General features: G+C 72.4%; 15 protein-coding genes. 4 read left to right on the forward strand and 11 right to left on the reverse strand.

Annotated elements, in window-relative coordinates; genetic code table 11:
* Positions 1–67 precede the first annotated feature (67 nt).
* Both ASG32_RS24090 and ASG32_RS24095 read right to left on the reverse strand, forming a co-directional pair.
* Entirely contained in the window at positions 68–1,297 is a 1,230-nt protein-coding gene (locus tag ASG32_RS24090) for an acyl-CoA dehydrogenase (protein WP_056531492.1), read from the reverse strand.
* A gap of 113 nt (positions 1,298–1,410) precedes the next feature.
* The gene (locus tag ASG32_RS24095) at positions 1,411–2,340 is read right to left on the reverse strand and encodes an AEC family transporter (RefSeq protein ID WP_020090796.1); all 930 of its coding nucleotides are present in this window, start codon (positions 2,338–2,340) and stop codon (positions 1,411–1,413) included.
* Positions 2,341–2,435: 95 nt separating this feature from the next.
* Between ASG32_RS24095 and ASG32_RS33510 the strand changes: the two genes are divergently transcribed.
* Positions 2,436–2,585: a hypothetical protein gene (locus ASG32_RS33510; protein WP_199866158.1), complete on the forward strand. Its 150-nt coding sequence runs from the start codon at positions 2,436–2,438 to the stop codon at positions 2,583–2,585.
* Positions 2,586–2,600: 15 nt separating this feature from the next.
* Here ASG32_RS33510 and ASG32_RS24100 read toward each other — a convergent pair whose 3' ends face one another.
* Complete coding sequence (locus tag ASG32_RS24100) at positions 2,601–3,080, reverse strand: hypothetical protein (RefSeq protein WP_056531494.1); 480 nt, start codon at positions 3,078–3,080, stop codon at positions 2,601–2,603.
* 92 nt (positions 3,081–3,172) lie between these two features.
* Positions 3,173–4,375, reverse strand: coding sequence for an aminotransferase class V-fold PLP-dependent enzyme (locus ASG32_RS24105; RefSeq protein WP_056531496.1), 1,203 nt, complete (start codon positions 4,373–4,375; stop codon positions 3,173–3,175).
* A gap of 131 nt (positions 4,376–4,506) precedes the next feature.
* Between ASG32_RS24105 and ASG32_RS24110 the strand changes: the two genes are divergently transcribed.
* Positions 4,507–5,025, forward strand: a complete 519-nt coding sequence (locus ASG32_RS24110; RefSeq protein ID WP_056531498.1) for a TspO/MBR family protein — start codon at positions 4,507–4,509, stop codon at positions 5,023–5,025.
* 187 nt (positions 5,026–5,212) lie between these two features.
* Here the strand turns inward: ASG32_RS24110 and ASG32_RS24115 are convergent, their stop codons facing one another.
* The 4 genes from ASG32_RS24115 to ASG32_RS24130 all read right to left on the reverse strand — a co-directional run bounded on the left by ASG32_RS24115 (position 5,213) and on the right by ASG32_RS24130 (position 10,983).
* Positions 5,213–5,740: a phosphate-starvation-inducible PsiE family protein gene (locus ASG32_RS24115; protein WP_056532064.1), complete on the reverse strand. Its 528-nt coding sequence runs from the start codon at positions 5,738–5,740 to the stop codon at positions 5,213–5,215.
* A 123-nt stretch (positions 5,741–5,863) separates the two neighbouring features.
* On the reverse strand, positions 5,864–6,421 hold the full coding sequence (locus ASG32_RS24120) for a DUF4337 domain-containing protein (RefSeq protein WP_020090790.1): 558 nt from the start codon (positions 6,419–6,421) through the stop codon (positions 5,864–5,866).
* 119 nt (positions 6,422–6,540) lie between these two features.
* Entirely contained in the window at positions 6,541–9,678 is a 3,138-nt protein-coding gene (locus tag ASG32_RS24125) for an efflux RND transporter permease subunit (RefSeq protein ID WP_056531500.1), read from the reverse strand.
* A 21-nt stretch (positions 9,679–9,699) separates the two neighbouring features.
* Positions 9,700–10,983 (reverse strand): efflux RND transporter periplasmic adaptor subunit, encoded by a 1,284-nt coding sequence (locus ASG32_RS24130; RefSeq protein WP_082558052.1) that lies wholly within the window; start codon positions 10,981–10,983, stop codon positions 9,700–9,702.
* A gap of 177 nt (positions 10,984–11,160) precedes the next feature.
* On the opposite strand from ASG32_RS24130, the gene ASG32_RS24135 reads away from it, so the two are divergent.
* Positions 11,161–11,343 (forward strand): hypothetical protein, encoded by a 183-nt coding sequence (locus ASG32_RS24135; protein ID WP_020090787.1) that lies wholly within the window; start codon positions 11,161–11,163, stop codon positions 11,341–11,343.
* A 72-nt stretch (positions 11,344–11,415) separates the two neighbouring features.
* Here ASG32_RS24135 and ASG32_RS24140 read toward each other — a convergent pair whose 3' ends face one another.
* From ASG32_RS24140 to ASG32_RS24150, 3 genes are all read right to left on the reverse strand, one after another.
* Positions 11,416–12,450 carry a glycosyl transferase gene (locus ASG32_RS24140; RefSeq protein ID WP_056531503.1) on the reverse strand — a complete coding sequence of 345 codons (1,035 nt, stop codon included), beginning with the start codon at positions 12,448–12,450 and terminating at the stop codon, positions 11,416–11,418.
* Positions 12,447–13,541, reverse strand: a complete 1,095-nt coding sequence (locus ASG32_RS24145) for a glycosyltransferase (RefSeq protein ID WP_056531505.1) — start codon at positions 13,539–13,541, stop codon at positions 12,447–12,449. The genes ASG32_RS24140 and ASG32_RS24145 overlap by 4 nt, the downstream gene beginning before the upstream one ends.
* Before the next feature lie 107 nt (positions 13,542–13,648).
* Complete coding sequence (locus ASG32_RS24150) at positions 13,649–14,743, reverse strand: glycosyltransferase family 4 protein (protein WP_056531507.1); 1,095 nt, start codon at positions 14,741–14,743, stop codon at positions 13,649–13,651.
* 330 nt (positions 14,744–15,073) lie between these two features.
* Here ASG32_RS24150 and ASG32_RS24155 point away from each other — a divergent pair, with 330 nt between their 5' ends.
* A complete protein-coding gene (locus ASG32_RS24155; protein ID WP_056531508.1) occupies positions 15,074–16,054 on the forward strand; it encodes an SPFH domain-containing protein in 981 nt (326 codons plus the stop codon).
* Positions 16,055–16,057 lie beyond the last annotated feature (3 nt).

The following is a 16,057-nucleotide window of genomic DNA, read 5'->3' on the forward strand; positions in this document are numbered from 1 at the left end:
CTTCTTCGAGGCGGCTGCGCCGCACCTGAGGATGAGGTGACCCGGTGGGAGGCGCGTCCTCCGCGCCTCAGAAGAACGCCTGCAGCCCCGTCTGGGCCCGGCCCAGGATCAGGGTGTGGACGTCGTGGGTGCCCTCGTAGGTGTTCACCGTCTCGAGGTTCTGGGCGTGGCGCATCACGTGGTACTCGCCCATGATGCCGTTGCCGCCGTGCATGTCGCGGGCGGTGCGGGCGATGTCCAGCGCCTTGCCGCAATTGTTGCGCTTGACCAGCGAGATCATCTCGGGCGCCATCTTGCCCTCGTCCATCAGCCGCCCGACCCGGAGCGAGGCCTGGAGGCCCAGCGCGATCTCGGTCTGCATGTCGGCGAGCTTCTTCTGGACGAGCTGGGTCTGCGCCAGGGGCCGGCCGAACTGCTTGCGCTCCAGCGTGTAGGTGCGGGCGCGGTGCCAGCAATCCTCGGCGGCGCCCATCGCGCCCCACGAGATGCCGTAGCGCGCCCGGTTGAGGCAGCCGAACGGCCCCTTCAGCCCCGAGACGTTCGGCAGCAGCGCGTCCTCCCCGACCTCGACGCCCTCCATGACGATCTCGCCGGTGGTGGAGGCGCGCAGGGACAGCTTGCCCTTCAGCGTCGGGGCGGACAGGCCCTTCATGCCCTTCTCGAGGACGAAGCCGCGGATCGCGCCCTCGTGCGCGTCGGACTTCGCCCAGACCACGAACACGTCCGCGAAGGGGGCGTTCGAGATCCACATCTTGGCGCCGGAGATCCGGTAGCCGCCGTCGATCTTCTCGGCCTTGGTCTTCATGCCGGCCGGGTCCGAGCCGGCATCCGGCTCGGTGAGGCCGAAGCAGCCGATCCACTCGCCCGAGGCGAGCTTCGGCAGGAACTTCTCGCGCTGCTCCTCCGAGCCGTAGGCGTGGATCGGGTACATCACGAGGGAGGATTGCACGCTCATCATCGAGCGGTAGCCGGAATCCACCGCCTCGACCGCCCGCGCCACGAGCCCGTAGGCCACGTAGGAGGCGCCCGCGCAGCCGTACTCCTCGGGGAGGGTCACGCCGAGCAGGCCGAGCTCGCCCATCTTCCGGAACAGGCCGGGATCGGTCTTCTCGTCGGCGTAGGCCTCGACGATCCCGGGCAGGAGCTGCTCCTGCGCGAAGCTCTGGGCGACGTCGCGGATCGCCCGCTCGTCCTCGGTGAGCTGATCCTCCAGCAGGAAGGGATCGTCCCAGACGAAGCGGGCCGAGGCCGGGGCCGACGGGGAGGCGCTGCCCGGAGGGCGCATCGGAGCGTTCATCGAGATTCCTCGCCTGCAGGGTGGCGCGGGTCTTCGCGGCCCGCGCGCTTGACCCTACCCTAGACCCGCGCGCCGCCCGGTCCAACGCGCGCGGTGACGCCGGGGCGCCGCCGTCACGCCCGGCCGAGGAGCATGAGCCAGAGCAGCGTGGTGAGTGGCGCCAGCAGCGTCGAGACCAGGACCGAGGCCGCGACCATGCCAGTCTCGGTCCGGTAGCGCGCCGCCAGCAGGTAGGCGTTGATCCCCACCGGCATGGCGGCGAACAGGGTCGCGACGCCCGCGTAGGCGGCCGGCATCGCGAAGACGTGGAAGGCCAGGACCCAGACCGCCAGCGGGTGCAGGAGGTTCTTCAGGAGCGCGATCACGAGCGCACCCTTGAGGTCGAACAGCACCCGGTAGCGCTTCAGGCCGGCGCCCAGCGCCACCAGGGCGCAGGTGGAGGCCGTGCCGGCGAAGGCGTCGATCAGCGACTGGGCGATGCCGACCGGCGCGAGGCCGAGGGCCTTCATGGCCATGCCGATCAGCAGCGCCACGAAGATCGGGTTGCGCAGCAGCACCAGGGCGAGCCCGCGGATCCGCGCCAGGACCGGCAGGCCGGAATCGGACTCGATCAGGAAAGTGGCGCTGCCCATCATCAGGGGCAGGTGGACGGCCAGCAGCATGAACAGCGGGAAGGCGCCCTCCTCGCCGTAGGCCTGGAGGATCATCGGGACGCCCACGAACACCGTGTTCGACTGGCTCGCCGCGAAGCCGTGGAGGATCGCACCCCGGCGCTCGATCCCGGCCCGCCGCCGGGCGATCAGCGTGCCGACGGACCACGAGATCGCCGCGCCGCCGAAATACGCGACCCAGTAGGACCACGCGATGGTCCCGCTCATCCCGGGCTTGGTCAGCGTGGCGATGATCAGCGCCGGGACGGCGACGGCGAAGACGTATTCCGACAGCCCGTCGCTGACCTTGTCGGAGAGGAGCCCCGCGAGGGCGGCGGCCCAGCCGATCAGGACGATCCCGAAGATCGGGGCGATGATGGCGAGGGCGTTCACGGGGCCGGCGGGAGCGAGGGCTGATGCGCGGGGGGAGGATTCGGCCCATAGCACGCCCGCGCGCCGCGTCGCGCCCCGTCGGAAGCTGTGCTGGCATGCCGGACGAGAGGGGGGAGAATCACCGCGCCGCCGAGCGCGCCCGGGTCGCCGCGGCGGTGCGGGCCCTCATCGCGGGCACCCGGCAACGCGCCGGCCGCGAGACCGTGGACCTCCCCTTCATCACCACGGCCGACAGCGGCGCGTGACGGCGCCCGCGCCGCCTACTTGTTCTCCAGCACCTGGATCGGATCCGTGCGCTGGCTCGCGGGCGGTTCCTTGGTCAGGTTGGCGCCGCCCTCCCGCTGCACCTTGACGTCCTTCGGCGCACCCGGCCCGCCCACCGCGCGGCCGCCCTCGGCGCTCTGGGTCGGCACCGTGCCGGACGCCAGTTCCAGGCAGGTCACCATCTCGACGTAGGAGGGGAAGCCGCCCGCCTTGAACTGGTTCTGGCACTGGCTCTTCGCGGCGGGCGTGTAACTGCTCCAGTGGCGCTCGGCCTCCTTCTTGGCGTCGCGCTCGGAGCGGATGCAGCCGTCGTAATTCGCCTTGTCGCTGATGCTCGTGTTGGCGACCTGAGCCGACCGGCAGGTCCGCTCGACGTCGAGATCGGGCACCGCGTCGGCCCGGGCGGAGGCCGGCGCGAGCGCCAGGATGAGCAGCGCGAAGGTGCCGGGGACCATCGTGCGGGAACGGGTCGTCATGTCGTCGGACTCGCGATCTGTGGCGGTTCGCGCCGCCGGAACTGCCGGCACAACGCGCCAGGAGCCGGTTCGGCACCAAGCGCCCGTGACGATCAGCCCGCGTGGGCGCCGCGCAGGGCCTGGTCGAGATCGCCGTACAGGTCGTCCGTGTCCTCGATGCCGGTGGACAGGCGCAGCAGGTCCGGCGGGCAGGGGCTGCCCGGGCCTTCCACCGAGGCGCGGTGCTCGATGAGGCTCTCGACGCCGCCGAGCGAGGTCGCCCGCTTCCAGAGCCGCACCCGCGCCGCCGTGGCGATGGCGCCGGCCTCGCCGCCGGCGACCCGGATCGACAGCATGAAGCCGAACCCGTCCCGCATCTGCCGGCAGGCGACCGCGTGGCCGGGATCGTCCGGAAGGCCCGGGTAGAGGACCCGGGTCACGTGCGGGTGCCCGCTCAGGCGCCCGGCGAGGCGCAGGGCGCCCGCCGCCTGCGCGGCCGCCCGCAGGTGCAGGGTCCGGAGCGAGCGCATCAGCAGGTAGGCCTCGAACGGCCCGAGGATCCCGCCGCTGCCGGCGCGGATCCCCCGGATCCGCTCCCAGAACGCGTCGGCCCGCGCCCCCGCCAGCACGCCCGCAACCACGTCGGAATGACCGTTCAGGATCTTGGTGGCCGAGTGCATCACGATGTCGGCGCCGAGTTCCAGAGGGCGCGTGTGCACCGGTGAGGCGGCCGTCGAATCGACGGCGAGCCGCGCCCCCGCCGCGTGGGCGATCTCGGCCGCCACGGCGATGTCGGTGACGGTCCAGAGCGGGTTGCCGGGAGTCTCGATCCAGACGAGCTTGGTCCGGCCGGGCTCGATCGCGGCGCGCAGGGCACCCGCGTCGTCCGTGTCCACGAAACTCAGTGTGAGGCCGCGCCGGGGCGCCTCCTCGCGCAGCCAGCGCTTCAGCGCCCAGTACATGACCGTGCCGGCGACCACGTGGTCGCCGGGCTCCAGCGCGCCGAACACCGCGGTCGCCGCCGCCATCCCCGAGCCGAACAGCAGCGCGCCGGCGGCGGCGCCCTCCAGCATCGCCAGGACCGACTCCGCCTCGCGCACCGTGGCGTTGTCGGGCCGCGCGTAGCTGTAGCCGGAGCTGTAGCCGTTGTCGGGATCGCGGATGAAGGTGGTGGCGACGTGGAGCGGCATCACCACCGCCCGCGTCTCCGGCTCGATCCGCCCCATGGCCTGGGCGGCGAGGCTCCGGCGCGTGTATTCCGGCTCGGCGTCGCTCCGGGTATCCGACGGACCCGGCGGCGCGTAAGGCTGTGACATCTGGCGATTCTCGGCGGATGGAGACGGGCGCGTGCCACGGCGCGCGGGTGCCGGCAAGCCGCGCCACATGCCGCGCCACATGCCGGGCCACATGCCACGCCACATGCCGCGCCCCGTGGAGACAGACGATCATGGCCGCCGCCACACAGGTCCCCGAGGGATCGCCCCTACCGCGCTGGCTGCGCCTCGCCGCCGCGATCCTGCCCGTCGCGGCCACGGCCGCCGTCGGTTCGGTGTCGACCCAGGCGGAGATCCCGGGCTGGTACGCGAGCCTGAACAAGCCGGCCTTCAACCCGCCGAACTGGGTGTTCCCGGTCGCCTGGACGATCCTCTACACGATGATCGCGGTCTCGCTCTGGCGCCTGCTCGGCGCCATGCCGCGCACGGGACCGAGCCGCCAGGGCTGGTGGCTCGCCCTCGCGGCGTTCCTGGTGCAGATCGCGCTCAACGCCGCCTGGACGCCGGTCTTCTTCACCGCCCACGCGATCGGCGCCGGCCTGATCGTCGTCGCGATGCTGCTGGTGATGGTGCTCTGGACGATCCGGCTGACCTGGCGGTTCGACCGGCTCGCGGCGTGGCTCCTCGTCCCCTACGCGGCCTGGGTCGCCTTCGCGACGCTCCTCAACGCCGCGATCCTGCGGATGAACTGATTTCCAATTCCGGTTCGGTTTCCTTCCGTCATCGCGAGCGAAGCGACCCAGTGCAGCGTTACCTCGGTCGGCGTGACGCAACCGGATTGCTTCGCTGCGCTCGTAAGGACGGTCAGGGCAATCCGGACGCCGTCAGGCGTACGGATCGGTGCAGGTCCTTCGTGAACGCCGCGAAGGCGCGCGGCTCTCAGGACACGTGCTCGGGCTTCTCCTCGCCGGCCGGCCTGCCGTCGTCGCGGGCGCGGTGCAGCAGGAAGATCGCGAACACCATCGTGAGGATCAGACCCGCCAGCACGCCGAGCTCGATCATCGAGGCCTGGAACAGCGCCTGCTTCTCCGGCGACCAGTCCTTGGCGTGCATGATCTCCGACGATTGCAGGGTGATCACCAGAACCCGCCGGATCGAGGCGATCAGCCCGACGATCAGGAACGGCTCGCAGGTCAGAGTCCCCGACCGCATCGAGACCCGGACCGTGTGCAGGATCTCGATCAGCATCAGCAGGAACAGCAGCCGGTCGATCACCTCGAGGATCTGCTGAGCGCCGCCGAGCGCCCGCATCGCCTCCCAGGTCATGCCGGCGGCCTCGATCAGCGCCACGAGGGCGGTGAGCGCCAGCAGGATGCCGAGCGCCGCGTAGATCGCGTGCTCGGTGTGCAGGAAGATCGCGCTGGCGACCTTCGTCAGGCGTCCCTGGTCTTCTGAGTGTTCCGACATCATTCCCCCCTGGAATGCGCCGAGACGATCAGCTTCCGGACCGCGCGTCCAGTGCGGCGACGCTTGTGCTCGATCGATCGGGATCGGGGGTGGCGTTACGTCGCTGCCGGCGGCCGGGGCCGCTCAGTGGAAGAACGGCAGGGCGTGCGGCGCGAGGTAGCCGAAGCCGAGCAGCGCCGCCCCGGCGAGGCCCAGGAAGCCGCCGGCGAAGACCAGCAGGCTGATCCCGGTGATGACCTCGGCCGAGGCCAGCACGATCCCGATCTGGAAGGCCGCCGAGGCCAGCTCGTAGTGGTGGTAGCGCAGCAGCGCGAGGTCGCGCCGGCCCTCCGAGGCGCGGGCCTTCTCGGACAGCTCCTTGCGGCCCTCGCCGGTCGACGGCTCCGAATCCCAGCGCGCCAGCGTCTTCGACCACTCGGCGCGCTTGGCGGCGATGGCCTCCTGGTTCGGTCCCGGGGGCACCAGCGCCAGGGCCTCGTCGGCGGTCTTGAGCACCGTCGCGCGGATCGTGCGGGCCTGGAAATAGGCCCACTGGTTCGCGGCCTCGACGTTGGCGCCGATCGAATCCGTCTGGGACGCCTTGCCCAGTGTCTCGCTGAACGCGAGGAACAGCGCCAGCACCGAGATCAGCAGCGCCACGCGCTTGTTCGACCCCTCGACCGCCCCGTGACCACCCGACATCGTCTCGCTCGTCTCCGTTGATTCGGCGGGGCCGAGTCACAGCCCATCGCGGCGCGCGACGCAATCCGCGACGCAATCCGCGCCGCCGATCCGGCACCCGCTCTCCGCGCCGACCCGCTCTACTCCGCGGCGATCCGCGGCGGCGGCGGGTGCCCGTCATTGGCCGGATGGGCCGGATCGAAGACGGGGGCATCCTCCGGATCGTCGCGCTCGCCGATGAAGCGGCCGAACAGCCGCGTCAGCAGGCGGGACAGGTCGTCCATCAGCACGAAGATCGCCGGCACGAAGACGAGCGACAGCACCGTCGAGACGATCAGGCCGCCGATCACCGCCACCGCCATGGGCGAGCGGAACTCGCCGCCGATCCCGTAGGCCATCGCGGAGGGGACCATGCCGGCCGCCATGGCGATGGTGGTCATCACGATCGGCCGGGCGCGCTTGCGGCCGGCATCGACGATCGCGACGTTCCGATCGACGCCGGCGCGGATCTGCTCGACGGCGAAGTCTACCAGCATGATGGCGTTCTTGGTCACGACGCCCATCAGCATCAGGATGCCGATCACCACCGGCATCGAGATCGGCATGTGGCAGATCAGCAGCGCCAGGATCGCGCCGCCGATGGAGAGCGGCAGCGAGAACAGGATGGTCAGCGGCTGCAGGAAGTTGCCGAACAGCAGGATCAGCACGCCGAAGACCATCATCAGGCCGGCGCCCATGGCCAGCGCGAAGCCCTCGAAGACCTCGCCCATCACCTCGGCGTCGCCGGTCTGGCTGATCGTGACGCCGGGCGGCAGGTTCTTGGCGGTCGGCAGGTTCATCACCTGGCCGATCAGCGCGGCGAGCGCGTCGGTGCCCTGCATGTCGCCCTCCAGGGCGACGCGCACGGCGCGGTCGTAGCGGTCGATGCCGGTCGGGCCCTGGCCGAGGCTGATGTCGGCCACGGTCGCGAGCGGCACGGCCGTCCCGCCCTTCACCGGCACCTTCAGGGTCTCGAGGTCGGAGAGCCGGCCGCGCACGCTCTCGGGGAGCTGCACGCGGATCGGGATCTGCCGGTCGGTGGCGTTGAACTTGGCGAGGTTCATGCCGATGTCGCCGATCGTCCCGACCCGCACGGTCTCGGCGATGGTGTCGGTGCTGACGCCGAGATCGGCCGCCACGGCGGGCTTCGGCCGGATCCGGACCTCGGTCCGGTCGAGGGGGGCCGTCGACATGACGTTGACGAGGTGCGGGACCTGCTGGGCCTCGCGCTGGAGCTTGGCCGCCGTCTCGGCCACCACGGCCTTGTCGGGGCCGGCGATGATCAGCGCGAGGTCGCGCTGGCCGCCCTCGCGCAGGGCCCAGAAGCGCAGGTCCGGCTCCTCTCGGAGGATCGCCGCGACCTCGGCGTCGATCTGCTTCTGCGTCTTGTCGCGGCTGTTCTTCGGCGTGAGGTTGATGGTGAGGCTCGCGAGCCGCACCTCCTTCTTGGCCGGCAGCTGACGGCCGCCGTCCACGAACACGCTCTTCACCTCGGGCAGCGCGCGGATCTTCTCCTCGATGCGGTCGGTGACCCGGACCGTGTCCTGGAGCCGGGCGCCCGGCGGCAGCTCCACCACGAACAGGGTGCGGGCCTGGTCCTCGGCCGGCAGGAAGCCCGCGGGCAGCAGGCCCGTGGAGGCGATGGAGCCGGCGAAGCACGCGAGGCCGAGCACCAGCGTGATGAACTTGTGCCGGACCGACCACGCCACGAGGCGGGTGTAGCCGCGCATGATGACGCCGTCCCGCTCGTGGTCCGGCCCGTGGTCGCGCAGGAAGTAGGCGGCGAGCAGCGGCGTGATCAGGCGCGCCACGAGCAGCGACATGAACACCGCGGCCGCGATGGTCAGGCCGAACTGCTTGAAGTACTGGCCGGCGATGCCGCCCATGAACGACACCGGCGAGAAGATCGCGATGATCGTCGCCGTGATGGCGATGACCGCGAGGCCGATCTCGTCGGCGGCCTCGAGGGACGCGCGGTAGGGCGACTTCCCCATCCGCATGTGCCGGACGATGTTCTCGATCTCCACGATCGCGTCGTCCACCAGGATGCCGGTGACGAGCGTGATCGCCAGCAGGCTGACGGCGTTGAGCGAGAAGCCCAGGGCGCTCATCACCCAGAAGGTCGGCAGCACCGAGAGGGGCAGCGCCACCGCGGCGATCAGGGTCGCGCGCCAGTCCCGGAGGAACAGCAGGACCACCACGACGGCGAGGAGGGCCCCCTCGATCAGGCCCATCATGGCCGAGTGGTAGTTGCCGATCGTGTTGACGACGCTGGTGTCGATCAGGTCGAACCGCACGCTGGGATTGGCCGCGTGCAGCGCCGCGATCTTCTTGGCGACGCCCGCCGACACGTCGGCGTCGCTGGCGCCGCTGGCGCGGGAGATCGCGAAGGCGACCACCGGCTCGCCGTTGAAGCGCGCGAAGGTGCGGGGCTCCTCGGCGGTGTCCGACAGGGTCGCGAGCTCGTCGAGGCGGACCTTGCGGTTGCCCGGCACCACGATGGAGGTCTTGGCCAGCGTCTCGAGACTCGCCGAGGCGGCCAGCGCCCGGATGGACTGCTCCTGGCCGCCGACCTCGGCCCGGCCGCCGGCCATGTCGGCCGAGGTCAGGCGCAGCTGCCGGTTCACGTCCGCGGCGGTGATGCCCAGCGCCAGCAGGCGGTCGGGCTTCAGGGTGACGCGGATCTCGCGGGCGACGCCGCCGAGGCGCTCGACGCCGCCGACGCCCTTCACGCTCTGGAGGCCCCGGGCGACGACGTCGTCCACGAACCACGACAGGTCCTCGGGCGTCATGGCGGGCGCTGAGGCGCCGTAGACCATGATCGGCAGGCCGGCGATCTCCACGCGCGAGACGATCGGCTCGTCGATCGTCCGCGGCAGGTTCTGGCGGATCTTGGCGATCGCGTCCTTGACGTCGTTGGTCGCCCGATCCTGGTTCACCTCCAGGCGGAACTCGATCGTGGTGGTGGAGGTGCCCTCCGTGATCGTCGAGAGGATGTGCTTGACGCCCTTCACGCCGGCGACCGAATCCTCGACCCACTTGGTGACCTGGGTCTGGAGTTCGGCGGGCGCGGCGCCCGACTGGGTGATCGTCACCGAGACGATCGGGATGTCGATGTTGGGGAACCGCGTGATCGGCAGCGCGCGGAAGCTCACCAGCCCGAGGATCATCAGGACCAGGAACAGGACCACCGAGGGCAGGGGCCTGCGGATCGCCCAGGCGGAGACGTTGAGGCGCATGGCCGGATCCTTCGACTCGTCCTACCGCGGGGCCGCGTCGGCGATCGGCGTGCTGGTGGGCGCCGGCACGGGGCGCACCCGGTCGCCGTCGCGCAGGAAGCTCCCCGCGCGGGCCACGACGCTCTCGCCGGCCGCGACGCCGGAGCGGAGTTCCGTAAAGCCGTCGGCGGAGAGCCCCGCGGCCACGGGCCGCGCCTCGACGCGCCCGTCCTTCACCACGAGGACGCTGGCGCGGCCGTCGGCCGCGTAGAGCAGGCTGGAGACCGGCACGGCCACGCCGGTGCGGCGCGCGATCTCGACGTTGCCGCGCGCGAAGGCGCCGATGCGCAGGGCCGGATCGTCGCCGAGGCGGATGCGCACCTTGCCGAGCCGCGTCGCCCGGTCGACCTCTGGGTAGACCCGGCGCACCTTGCCGGCGAGGCGGCGGCCGACATCGAGGTCGAGGCTCGCCGGGTTGCCGACGTGGATGCGCGCCAGCGACGTCTCCGGCACCTCGCCTTCCAACTCGATCTCGCCCCGGGCGATCAGCCGGAACAGCGGCTCGCCCACCGCGGTGGCTGTGGCGCCGATCCGGGCGGTGCGGCGATTGACGATGCCGGCCTCCGGCGCCCGGATATCGGTGCGGGCACGCCGCAGGGCGATCTCGGCGCCGGCCGCCCGGGCGGTGGCGAGGTCGGCCTGCGCCGATTGCAGGCCGCCCCTGGCGGCGGCGAGGCGCCCTTCCGCCCCCTGCGCCGCCGAGACGCGCTGTTCCAGCACGGCCGCGGTTGCGTTCCCGGTCTTGGCGAGCGCCTGGGCCCGCTCCAGCGACTGCTTGGCTTCGACGTTGGCCGCCTCCGCCTGGACGATCTGGCTCTGGGCCTGGACGATGGCCGCCTCGGCCCGGGCGATCGCCGCGGCGTTCGAGGCCTCCTGGGTGACGATCATCTCCAGCGACAGCTTGGCGAGAACCTGTCCCTTGGTGACGCGGTCGCCCTCCTCGACGAGGAGATCGGTGATGCGCAGGCCCTCGACCTCTGGGGAGACGAGGATCTCGTCGCGTGGGACCAGCGTGCCGGTAACGACGGCCCGCTCGACGATCTCGCGGTTCTCGGCCGGGACCACGGTGACGGCGGGCGCGATGGCGGCCGCGTCGGGAACGGCGGCGGTCTCGACGGCCCTGGCCGGCGCCCCGGCGAGGATCGCGAGCCCGCACAGGAGACTGAGGCGGGGCGCGCGCCAACGGACGGAGTTCACGACGGGGGCCTCGCAATCGGCGCTGGACTGGTAGTGCCTCTCCCTCGCTGGGCAGGTCGGCGTTTTCATGGCGAGCCACTCCACCGGAGGTCGAGCATAGCGCCATCCGGCGGGGCCGTCGCCGGGCCTCGCGCCGCAGGTGATCGGCGCGGCCGGAGCGCGGCCGTTCACGGCGCTCAACCTGCAACCAGCCACGAATAGCGACGTTAATAGGCCGATGGTCTTCTCGGGACCGGGGAGGGGTCGATGAGCATTTTCCAGATTAGGCAGACGAAGAGCGGCGCGGTGCTCTGGACGGGGGCGGCCGATGACGAGCAGACGGCCCTCGACGCCATGGCGCGCGAGGCGGGCTATCGCGACTTCTCGTCCCTGCCGGACACGATCCGCGCCGACGGGATCGAGGCCGCGAAGCTCGACCTGATCTCCTGAGTGCGGACTTGAGTGCGGACTGAGGCACCCGCGCCGGCGCGGCGACCGCCCGCTCCGTCGCGGCCCGGCCGTTCAGAGATCCGCGACCAGGGTCTGGATCGTCGCTGCGCAGGTCCGGACCGCGTCCGGGTCGTGCAGGCCGCCGATCACCGATGGGTCGATGGCGAGGGCCGCCGCGATGAGGCTAGGCCACGCCGCGGCCGAGGGCCAGCCGGGATGAACGATCGCGGCCCCGAGCCGGGCCAGAGCCTCGGCCTTCTCGGTCTGCTCCCCGTAGGCACGCTCCTCCGGGAGGCAGACGAAGCGCTTCCGCTGCGCGGCCGCCAGGGCGACCACGCCGTCGCCGCCGCCGCCCACCAGCAAAGCCGCCCGAGCGACCCGCGCCTCGACGTCCGGGACCCAGCCGTGCAGGTGCAGGTTGCCGGGGACGGCGCCCGAGCCTGAGACCGGCCCCAGGACGTGCCACGGCCGGTCCGGCACCGCCCGCGCGGCCGCGGCGAGATCCGCGAGATCGCCCCCCGCGCCGCCGCGGCCGAACACGACCAAGATCTCGCGTCCCGCCTCGATCGGGGCCTGCGCCGGCGCGCCCAGGAAGCCCGTGTACAGCGTCTTGGCCCGGACCCAGTCCGGCACGGCCGCGCCGTCGAGTGCCGCGGGGAAGGGGGCCAGCAGCCGCGTCGCGCCGCGGAATGCCTCCAGATGCGGCCGGTCGGTCCGGGTCCCCGCGAGTCGCACCACCAGGGTCGGCACCGACAGGAGGCGCGCCAGGAGCGCCACCTCCACCGAGACGTCGACGACCAGGAGGGCCGGCTCGGCTCGCTCCGCCCAGGCGGCGATGCGCGCCATCCGCGCGCGGACCCCCGGATGGTTGAGCGGCGCGTAGTGCAGGGCCTCGGGCCGCTCGGTCGCGCCGTCCCGGCCGTCGAAGGCCGCGTCGCCGAGGGGGCGGTCGTCGGGCAGGTCGACGGTGTCGAGGCCGGCGGTGTCGAACCCGGCCAGCGTCCCGAGGATCGTGCAGGGCCGGTCCAGGGCAGCGGCGACGGCCCGGGCTCGCTGGAGGTGGCCGGCGCCCTGGTGATGGACGTACCAGCCGATGCCGCGGGTCACGCGGCGTCCCTCAGGGACGAGGCGAGGGCGTCGAGATCGGCGACTGCCTGATCGAGGGCGCAGTCCCGCGCGGGCGGGCTGCGCGATTCGAGGATCCGGTCGGCCCGCTCCACGAAGGCGATGTCGTTCGGGCAGGCCCCGACGACGGCGAGGTCGTCGGCGTCGAGACCGAGCCGCGCGCAGGCCGCAGCGCGGGCCTGCGGGTCGAGGTGGAAGGCCCGGCGCAGGGCCGCGCGGCGCAGGATCAGCGCCTGCCAGTGCGCGGCCTCCGGCAGCAGGTAGGCCTCCCCGTCGAGGACGCGGGTCCGGCGCAGCATCTCGGTGGCCATGCCGCCCGAGACCCGCCCCTGGTGGCGGGACGAGACCAGCACCTGCACGTTCGGGCAGTGGCGCAGGCGCGCGCCGTTGGCGCGCAGCAGCCCGACGAGGGCGTTGTCCTCGCCGCAGGGCAGCGCCGGCAGCCCGCCGACCGCCCGGTACAGGATCGCGGGCACGGCGAGGCTCGCGCCGGTATGGTCGCCGTGACGGGGGGCGGGATCGTAGGGCGGCGGGTCGAGCAGGTCCTCCAGGCGTCGGACGCCGGACCAGTAGCGCTCGATGCGCGCGTGCAGGTCCGTCAGGGCGGGGTCCGGCGTGCCGTCGTCGTCGATCACCAGCCGGCCACCGACGATGTCGGCGGCCTCCAGCGCGCGGAGGTTGGCCGCGACCCACTCGGCCGGCAGGCGGGCATCCGCGTCGGTGGTCAGGAGGATGCCGTCCGGCTCACCGTCCGCCTCCAGCCAGTCGGCACCGGCATCGAGTGCCATGCGCCGCGCCGTGCCGACATGGGCGTCCGCGCCGCCGAGCTCGACCGCGATCAGCCGGAGGGTCAGGGTGGCGAGGATGCCCGAGGCCTCGACGTCTCGCACCGCCTGGACGGTCCCGTCCGTGCAATTGTTGGCCAGCACCACGACGCGCAGGGGCGCCCGCGCCGAGACGCCGTTCTGCGCGGCCAGGGAGGCGAGCAGGCGCGGCAGGCGCTCGGCCTCGTTCCGGGCGGGAATGCAGACGACGCAGGGGGGCGGGGCCGGATGGTCGGCGTCGGTGGTCATGACAGGTCTCCCGTGGCACCCTCGTGCGCCGCGGAGGTCGGGGGCGGCCCGTCATGCCGCCGGGCTCCGGGCTCGGGTGCGGATTGCGGCGCGCCGATCCGCGCCGTTCAGCCGCGTCCTCCGGCGACGCGCAGGGCCGGCCGCGCCCGCTCGGCGCAGCGCGCGATCACGGCGTCGTAGGCCTCCAGGTAGCGCCCGGTCATGGCGGCGGCGTCGTAGAGCGCCTCGGCGCGGTCGCGGCAGGCCCGGCGCGACAGGTCGGCGGCCTCCCGGATCGCCACCGAGAGATCCTGCGGGTCGTCCGGGCGGGCGAGGCGGCCGCAGGACGCGTCCAGGATGTCGGGCATGGCGCCGCGCCGGAAGGCGGCGACCGGCGTGCCGCAGGCCAGGGCCTCTGCCACGACGAGGCCGAAGGGCTCCTCCCAGCGGGGCGAGACGATCGCCACGCGGGCCCGGCCGAGATGGTGGGCGAGGTCCCGGTGGGAGAGATGGCCGAGATGCGTCAGGTCCGGCCCGAGACGCGGGGCGATCTCGGCGGCCCAGTAGCCGGGATTGAGCTTGGGACCCGCGAAGGTCAGCGGCAGCCCGGCGGCGCGCGCCGCGTCGATCGCGAGGTGCAGCCCCTTCTCGGGCACGATCCGGCCCGACCAGAAGGCGAAGGGCGTATCGTCGGCAGCGTGTGAGAACGCGAAGGTCGAGAGGTCCACGCCGTTGTCGACCACCTGGGCGCCGGGCACGAGATGCGCCCATTCCTGCGCCAGCGACGGGGACACCGCCAGGAAGGCCATGTCGGGGTCGGCCTGGACGACGCCGCCGACCAGGGAGTCGAAGGGCGGCGTGTGCAGCACGGTGACCCAGGGCAGGCCGAGCCGGGCGCTCTCGCGCAGCGGCAGGGCGTGCAGCGCGTTGTTGTGGACGAGATCGAAGCCTCCGGCCGCGACCATCTCCATCATGCGCCGGTAGGCGTCCTCCTCCTCCCGGTCGATCGCCTCCTCCCGCTCCGGGTCGAGGAGCGCGTCCCCGGTCGGATCGCAGAGCATGACCGGGTCGAGCGCCGGGTCGGACCCGCGGCTCGCGAACAGCGTGACGTCGTGCCCGTGCCGCTTCAGCGCGACGGTCAGGAGATGCGTGTGCATCTCCAGGCCGCCGGCGTAGGGCTGGCCGATCGGGTATTTCAGATGTGCGAGGACAGCGATCTTCACGCGCGCACCGAGTCCGGTTGGGTGGGGATTTCTGCCGCCCGCAGCGGCGCGAAAGGACTTCTTTCCGCAGCGAGGGTGGCGGGGATCATGCCGAATATTTCTTCAACAAGCGTTGCGTTGACGGGGTCCGAGCGACGACGAACGCGACGCTTGCCGGCTTCCTAAGCGCGGCGGCCTGAACCATTGATGATCGACATCCGCGGGTGACCGTTCACGCCGCGGCGCGGCACGCCTCCGGGGTGCCCCGCGGACACGCGGTCGCGGAGCCCCGATCGGCCTGTTAGGCTGCGCGGCCGCGCCGGCCGTGGCGCCGTCAGGGGAGGGGTGTCGATGGGGCTTCCGTTGGGGCTAAGCGTGTTCGCCGTGGGCTTGGCGGTGCTGGCGATCATCACCCTGGCCGCGGGCGTGAAGATCGTGCCCCAGGGCCATGTCTACACGGTGGAGCGCTTCGGCCGCTACGCCCGCAGCCTCGACGCCGGCCTCGGCCTGATCACGCCCTTCGTCGAGCGGATCGGCCGCAAGGTCAACGTGATGGAGCAGGTCATCGACGTGCCGAGCCAGCAGGCCTTCACCCGCGACAATGCCGGCGTCACCATCGACGCGGTGGTGTTCTACCAAGTGCTCGACGCGGCGCGCGCCTCCTACGAGGTCTCGAGCCTCGACCTCGCGGCCACGACCCTGACCATGACCAACATCCGCACCGTGGTCGGCTCGATGGATCTCGACCAGCTCCTCGCCCACCGCGACGAGATCAACGAGCGCCTGCTCCGGGTGATGGACGCGGCGGCCTCGCCCTGGGGCGTCAAGATCAACCGGATCGAGATCAAGGACATCGTGCTCCCGGCCGACCTCGCCGGGGCGATGGCCCGGCAGATGAAGGCCGAGCGCGAGAAGCGCGCCTCGATCCTGGAGGCGGAGGGGCAGCGCGCCGCCGAGATCCTGCGGGCCGAGGGGCGCAAGCAGTCGGCGATCCTGGAGGCGGAGGGCCGGCGCGAGGCCGCGTTCCGCGACGCGGAGGCGCGGGAGCGCTCGGCCGAGGCCGAGGCGGCGGCGACCGGGATGGTCAGCCGGGCGATCGCCGAGGGCGACATCGCGGCGGCGAACTTCCTCGTGGCCGAGAAGTACGTCGACGCGGTGCGGGCGATCGCCACCGCGCCGAACCAGCGGGTCGTGGTGGTGCCGATCGAGGCGGCGGCCCTCGCCGGCACGCTCGGCGGCATCGGCGAGCTCACCCGCACGGTCTTCGGCGACGGCGCCGCCGCGCCCCGGCGCACCGGGACCCCGCCGAACGTCGCGGCGCCGCGGGCCTGACGC

Source organism: Methylobacterium sp. Leaf361, from assembly GCF_001424445.1.
GTDB lineage: Bacteria > Pseudomonadota > Alphaproteobacteria > Rhizobiales > Beijerinckiaceae > Methylobacterium.